Below are 6608 nucleotides of genomic sequence, written 5' to 3' on the forward strand. Positions count from 1 at the left end.
GTGGCGGGACTCGCTGCAGCTTGCACGCAGCCTTTCAAAGGCACAAGTCCGCGCCCCCCTGCGGTAGACATGAGCCTGGCGCCCTCGCGGCGCCAGGCTCGGGTCAGGGATCAGGCCGCCTTTGCGCTGTCCGGCGCGAACCGTCCGTAAAAGCTCTGTGTCTTCTCGGCCATCTCGCGCAGCAGGGCAGGGCAGGCGAACCGGGGGCCATGCGCCTCTGTCAGTTGGTCACAGCGATCGGCCGCGTAGGGCGCGCCGATCATGTCCAGCCAACTCAGCGGACCGCCGGACCAGGGGGCAAAGCCCCAGCCCAGGATCGCGCCCACGTCGCCCTCGCGGATGTCCATCAGCACGCCTTCCTCCAGCGCGCGCACGGCCTCCAGCGATTGGACGAAGAGCAGGCGGTGCTGCACCTCGATCAGATCGGGCTGTTCCTCGGCTTGCGGATAGCGCGCCTTGACGGCCTCGGACAGGCCCGTGCGCTTGCCCTTTTCATCGTAGTCGTAGAACCCGGCCTTGGCCTTGCGGCCCAGCCGGCCTTCGTCTTCCATCCAGAAGATGACCTCGTCCACCTCGCCGTCCGGGTATGCATCGCCCATGCCCGCCTTGGTCGCCCGCGCGATCTTGGCGCCCAGGTCGATCGAGGTCTCATCGACCAATTGCAGCGGTCCCAACGGCATCCCCACCATCTTGGCCGCATTCTCGATCAGGGCGGGGGAGACCCCTTCCTTGACCATGCGGATGCCCTCGTTGATGTAGGGAATGATGCAGCGGTTGGCATAGAAGAACCGCGCATCGTTCACGACGATGGGCGTCTTGCGGATCTGGCGCACGAAATCCAGCGCCTTGGCCACGGCGCGATCGCCGGTTTCCTTGCCCTTGATGATCTCGACCAGCATCATTTTCTCGACGGGCGAGAAGAAGTGAATGCCGATGAACTGCTCGGGCGACTTCGACGCCTTGGCCAATTCCGAAATCGGCAGGGTCGAGGTGTTGGTGGCAAAGATGCAGTCGTCACCCGTCACCGCATCCACGGCCTTGGTCACCTCCGCCTTGATCTTCGGGTCCTCGAACACCGCCTCGACGATCAGGTCACATCCCTTGAGCGCGTCGTAATCGGTGGTCGCGGTGATGCGGGCCACCATCTCGTCGGCCTTTTCCTGGGTGATCTTCTTGCGGCTGACCCCCTTGGCGGCATAGTCGGCGCTATAGGCCTTGCCCTTGTCGGCGGCCTCCTGCTTCTGGTCCAGCAGGACCACCTCGATGCCCGCCTGCGCACTGACCAGCGCGATGCCCGCGCCCATCATGCCCGCGCCCAGCACGCCGACCTTCTTCACCTTCTGATCCGGCACATCGGCGGGCCGCACCGCGCCTTTCTCCAGCGCCTCCTTGTTGATGAAGAGCGAGCGGATCATCGCCCCGGAGGAGGGGTTCATCAGCACGTTGGTGAACCAGCGCGCCTCGATCTTGAGCGCGGTATCGAAGGGCACCAGCGCGCCTTCGTAGACCGCCGAGAGCAGCGCCTTGGCGGCGGGGTACACGCCCTTGGTCTTGCCGTTCACCATCGCGCTGGCGCCGACGAAGGTCATGAAGCCGGCCGGATGGTAGGGTGCGCCGCCGGGCATCTTGTAACCCTTGGCATCCCATGGCTTCACGATGTCCTTGTCGCCTGCTTGCAGCACCCATTCCTTCGCCGCCGCCAGCGGGTCCTCGACCACCTCGTCGATGACACCGGCCGCCTTGGCTTTTTTCGGGTCGTTAAGCTTGCCTTCCAGCAGCAGCGGCGAGGCCGCCATCGCGCCCATCTTGCGCACCAGCCGCGTGGTGCCGCCCGCGCCGGGAAAGATGCCGACCATGATCTCGGGCAGGCCGATCTTGGCCTTGGGATTGTCGGCGCAAAAGATCCGGTGCGTCGACAGCGGGATTTCCAGCCCGATCCCCAGCGCGGTGCCGGGCAGGGCGGTGGCGATGGGCTTGCCGCCTTTCAGGGTCTTGGGATCCATGCCCGCGCGCTCGATCTTGCGCATGATACGGTGGGCATTCATGATCCCGTCAAAGAGACCCTTGGCGGGATCGTCGCCCGCCATCTCCTTCATCTTGGCGATCACCTTGAGGTCCATGCCCCCGGCAAAGCTGTCCTTGCCCGAGGTGATGACGACGCCCTTGACCGCATCGTCCGCCAGAGCCTGGTCAACCAGGGTGTCCAACTCGTCCCAGGCCTCCAGCGTCATCACGTTCATCGACTTGCCGGGAACGTCCCAGGTGATGACGGCCACGCCATCGGCGCCGGTTTCCATCGTGAAATCAGTCATGTTCACTCTCCAGTGTCTTTCAGGGGGCGCCCGCTCCAGTCGTGGTGGCCACGGGCGTTGAGGATTGCCGACATGCGCCATCCTTCGGGGTCGGGATGCAGGAGCGCCGTCGACGTGTAGGGTTCGACCATGCGGGTGCCGTTGTGCAGCAGCTGCGTGCGGTAGGTCGCAAGCACGGTGCCGTCCTCGCAGTGCTCGACCCCCACGGGTTCTCGGTGCACAAGATTCAGGCCCATCACCTTGACCACGTTAAGGTAGAGGCGAAAATTGCGGGCGACGTCATCGTCGGTCTCCAGTGTGACCTGGCCTGAGCCCGTGACCATGCTGAACGGTAGGCGGATGCGCGCCCGCCAGCGCGCGATCTCGCCGGTCAGAAATGGGGCAGAGATATCGGCGATGAACTCGGCGAAGTCGCTGTCGGTGAAAACGGCAGAACTCATGGATCTGTCACCTCCCCGCCGTCCCGGCGCAGGAAACGCATGTCGCCATCCGCGACCTCGACTTTCAGGTCGTGATCAGGGTACCAGCCGGTCTCTTGTCTTGTCCGGGTGCCCACGACCACAAAGGCGCCCTCGGCCTCCGAACGGTTGACGATGTGATGCCCGTTCGGATCGCCTGCCGGAAAGGCACAGCAATCGCCGGGCGCCAGTGGCGTCTCTCCATGATCGTCCACCAGCGTCAGCGCGCCTTCGGTGACGACCAGGAATTCGTCCTGGCGTTCGTGCCAGTGTCGCAAGGAGGACATCGCCCCTGGGGCCAGCCGCACCAGGTTTGCGCCGAACTGCGTCAAACCGGCGGCATCGCCCAGCCTTTGCTGGCTGCGGCCCGCCATCGCCGCATCGTGCGGGGGCGGGTAAGATGAGCCTGTCCTGACCGGCACTGCGTTCAGGTCGATTTTCGGCATCAGCTCTCTCCCTTGTCGGAGTGGGCCTCGCGGCGACGAAGATGCTCCATCAACTGCGGACCGACCAACGTCAGGTCGCTGTTCCGCATCTGGCAGTTCAGGTCGAGCGCCTTCCAGTCGTCTCCCTGCAATTCGATCTGCTGCTCGCAGGGGTAGGGCTCCATCAGGTAAGAGCCGCCGCGCAGCAGGTAGGTCCTGTGGTGTCCCCGGATGCGCTGGCCTGTCGGGTCGGTGAACTCTGCCTCGATGCAGATGCGGTGGTATTCCGTCGCGCCCAGCCGCCGCAGGCAGTCACGTTGTTCGCGCAGCATGACCATCAGGTCGTCCAACTGCTCGATACGCTGCGAACTGTCCTGAGTGTGCACCGCGCAGGGCACTGCGATATGACAGGCGATCCTGTCGAGATCCCCGGCAAAGAGCATCCGGCTGACCGCGTCCAGGTTCGCCTGGTAGATTTCCGCAGCACTCCGCAATGTCATACCCGTTCTCCCGGGCCGAAACCCTCCGCGTGCGCCGGTCCGTCGGGCAGGGTCAGGTGGCCAATCGGATGCATGACCGAGGTCATGCGCCAGTTGAGGTCCTCTCCCATCTCGATGCTCATGGAACTTTTGTACGCGGGGATAACCAGTTGTTCCGCGCTCAGGATATGAGTCCGATAGGTGCCGTGGATACGTTTTTCCCCGATGATCTCGGCCGACTGGACGCGGCGCACGATGTCGCTGACCGATTGCACACGCAGCCGGGTGACCGAGCGCTTGAAATCCTCCCGCAGCTGCTGGACGTCCGAGATCAGCATGGCCCCCTCGCTGGCCTGCAGGAAGAGCGGCAGCTGAACCGCCGCCATCAGCAGGTCGAACCTGTCTTCGAGGTATGCCCGCGTGACCCGGTCCAGGTGGTTCTGAAAGATCGCTTCGGCCGCGCCGCCGGCGCCCTGTGGGCGATAGGGCGTGCCGTCACTCAGCAGGGCCTGCCCGTGGGCGCTTTCGGCGGAAATGGTGTATTGCGTTCCTCCGATCAGCCACCGCTCGCCCGCGCGCACGAGGCGCGACATGGTCAGGATCGGGGTGTTCAGCAGCTTTCCCGACTTGGACAGCATATGAGTGATATGGCAGCTGCGGATCTCGTCCGGGCCGTCAAAAAGCGCCACCTCGATCCAGCGGTCCAGGCGGTCCAGCCCGATTTCGGCGTAATGCGCCCGGATCTGTTCGAAGGTCCGGCGCAGGTCCTCCTCTGTGTTCAGGGTGCGTGTACCGCCGATCGTTGCAATGGACTGGGGTAGCTGGAAATTCCTGCGGAACAGCTCGAAGTCGCCGGTGGCCAACGCATCGCCGGTGGCCGCCAGAAGGCTGGCGGCCACTTCTTGCGCGGTATCCGGCGACAGGCTCATGGGTGGGCCTCAGACCCGCTCGATGATCGTGGCGGCGCCCATGCCGGACGCGATGCACAGCGTGGCCAGCCCGGTGCCCTTGCCGCTGCGCTCAAGCTCGTCCAGCAGGGTGCCGAGGATGATCGCCCCGGTGGCCCCCAGCGGGTGCCCCATCGCGATCGAGCCGCCGTTGACGTTGACCTTGCTGTCGTCCACGTCGAAGGCCTGCATGAAACGCAACACCACCGAGGCAAAGGCCTCGTTGACCTCGAAGAGGTCGATGTCGGAAATCGACATGCCGCTGTCCTTCAGGATCTTCTCGGTCGCGGGCACCGGGCCGGTCAGCATGATGGTGGGATCGGTGCCGATCTTGGCCGTGGCGCGGATGCGCGCGCGCGGTTTCAGCCCGTATTTCTCACCGAATTCCTTGTTGCCGATCAGCATCGCGGCAGAGCCGTCGACGATGCCCGAGCTGTTGCCCGCGTGGTGGACGTGCTCGATCCGCTCGAGGTGCGGATATTTCATCAGGGCGACCTTGTCGAAACCCGGCATGGCCTCGCCCATGTCCTTGAACGAGGGCTTTAGCGCGCCCAGCGTCTGCATGTCGGTACCGGGGCGCATGTATTCGTCGTGATCGAGGATCGGCAGGCCGTTCATGTCTTGAACGGTGACGATGGATTTCTCGAACCGCTTGTCCTCCCAGGCGGCGGCCGCCCGGCGCTGGCTTTCGACCGCCAGCGCATCGGCATCGTCGCGGGAGAACCCGTATTCGGTGGCGATGATGTCGGCGCTGATGCCCTGCGGAACGAAATAGCTCTCCATCGCAAGGCTGGGATCGACGGCGATTGCCGCGCCGTCGCTGCCCATGGCCACGCGGCCCATCATCTCGACGCCGCCGGCGATATAGCCCATGCCCGCACCGCCACGGACCTGGTTGGCGGCCAGGTTCACGGCCTCCAGCCCGGAGGCGCAGAACCGGTTGATCGCGAGGCCGGGGATGGTCTCGTCGAGGTCCGAGGCCAGCACCGCCGACCGTGCCAGGCAGCCGCCCTGTTCGCCGACCTGGGTGACATTGCCCCAGATCACGTCCTCGACCGCGTGGCCGTCAAGCCCGTTGCGGTCCTTGACGGCGTTCAGAACCTGCGCCGACAGGCGCAGCGAGGTCACTTCGTGCAGCGCGCCATCCTTGCGGCCCTTGCCGCGCGGAGTGCGGACGGCGTCGTAGATAAATGCGTCGGTCATGGTCAGTCCTTCTTCGTCTGGCCCGGTGTCTTTCAGCTTCGGTCAGCGGGGGAGCCGGGCATAAGGTCATAGGGGGCCTTCCAGCCGGGAAGGCCCTGGATGTTCGTCAACCAGCGATCGATGGCTGGCCAGTCACTGCGGTCAAACCCGAAGGGTTCCGGGTAGAACAGGTAGCCGCAACAGGTCAGATCGGCGTTGGTGGGCGCGTCGCCAACAATCCAGTCCCGCCCCCGGAGGTGGCCATCGAGGATCTGGTAGGCGGACTTCAGGCGCCCCTGATTGAAGGCGATCACCTCGGCGGGCCGCTTGTCCTCTGGCAGGAAGTTCATCAGGAAGCGGGTCATGCCCGCCATCGAGCTGAGCTTGTGGTTGTCCCAGAGCACCCAGCGCAGCACCTCGCGGCTTTCCTCTGGCGTGGCGCCGCCGAAATGCCCGTAGGTCTCGCTCAGGTACTGCTGGATCACGCCGGACTGGCTGAGGCAGGTATCACCGTCCACCAGTACCGGGCACTCGCCCATTTCGTTCACCTCGGCGCGATATGTTGCGCTTCGGGTTTCACCGTTGAAGAAATCGACCTGCACCGCCTGCCAGTCCAGCCCGGCGAGTTGCAGGGCAAGCGCCGCCTTGTAGGAATGCCCCGACTCGCCAAAGCAATAGAGTTTCATCGTCATGCGTCGCGCCTCCCGTTGCGCTTGTTGATCCCGTCGGGCCGGGGGGGGGGGGGGGGGGGGGGGGGGGGGGGGGGGGGGGGGGGGGGGGGGGGGGGGGGGGGGGGGGGGGGGGG

The 6608-nt window shown here is 65.1% G+C and carries 7 protein-coding genes; all 7 read right to left on the reverse strand.

Features of this window, described 5'->3' with window-relative positions; all coding sequences use genetic code 11:
- Window positions 1–110: 110 nt before the first annotated feature.
- Genes RBB42_RS25695 through RBB42_RS25725 form a run of 7 tightly spaced genes read right to left on the reverse strand, consistent with a single transcriptional unit; the run spans window position 111 to window position 6495 of the window.
- Window positions 111–2312, reverse strand: a complete 2202-nt coding sequence (locus RBB42_RS25695) for a 3-hydroxyacyl-CoA dehydrogenase NAD-binding domain-containing protein (protein ID WP_305971080.1) — start codon at window positions 2310–2312, stop codon at window positions 111–113.
- Window positions 2313–2314: 2 nt separating this feature from the next.
- The gene (locus RBB42_RS25700; RefSeq protein ID WP_305971081.1) at window positions 2315–2752 is read right to left on the reverse strand and encodes a hypothetical protein; all 438 of its coding nucleotides are present in this window, start codon (window positions 2750–2752) and stop codon (window positions 2315–2317) included.
- On the reverse strand, window positions 2749–3216 hold the full coding sequence (locus tag RBB42_RS25705; protein ID WP_305971082.1) for a cupin domain-containing protein: 468 nt from the start codon (window positions 3214–3216) through the stop codon (window positions 2749–2751). The genes RBB42_RS25700 and RBB42_RS25705 overlap by 4 nt, the downstream gene beginning before the upstream one ends.
- Window positions 3216–3695, reverse strand: coding sequence for a hypothetical protein (locus RBB42_RS25710; protein ID WP_305971083.1), 480 nt, complete (start codon window positions 3693–3695; stop codon window positions 3216–3218). The genes RBB42_RS25705 and RBB42_RS25710 overlap by 1 nt, the downstream gene beginning before the upstream one ends.
- Complete coding sequence (locus RBB42_RS25715; RefSeq protein WP_305971084.1) at window positions 3692–4603, reverse strand: hypothetical protein; 912 nt, start codon at window positions 4601–4603, stop codon at window positions 3692–3694. Before RBB42_RS25715 ends, RBB42_RS25710 begins: the two co-directional genes overlap by 4 nt.
- A 9-nt stretch (window positions 4604–4612) precedes the next feature.
- A complete protein-coding gene (locus RBB42_RS25720) occupies window positions 4613–5824 on the reverse strand; it encodes an acetyl-CoA C-acetyltransferase (RefSeq protein WP_305971085.1) in 1212 nt (403 codons plus the stop codon).
- A gap of 32 nt (window positions 5825–5856) precedes the next feature.
- Window positions 5857–6495: a glutathione S-transferase family protein gene (locus RBB42_RS25725; protein WP_305971086.1), complete on the reverse strand. Its 639-nt coding sequence runs from the start codon at window positions 6493–6495 to the stop codon at window positions 5857–5859.
- Window positions 6496–6608 lie beyond the last annotated feature (113 nt).

Source organism: Mameliella sp. MMSF_3455, from assembly GCF_030733205.1.
In the GTDB taxonomy this organism is placed as follows: Bacteria; Pseudomonadota; Alphaproteobacteria; order Rhodobacterales; family Rhodobacteraceae; genus Antarctobacter.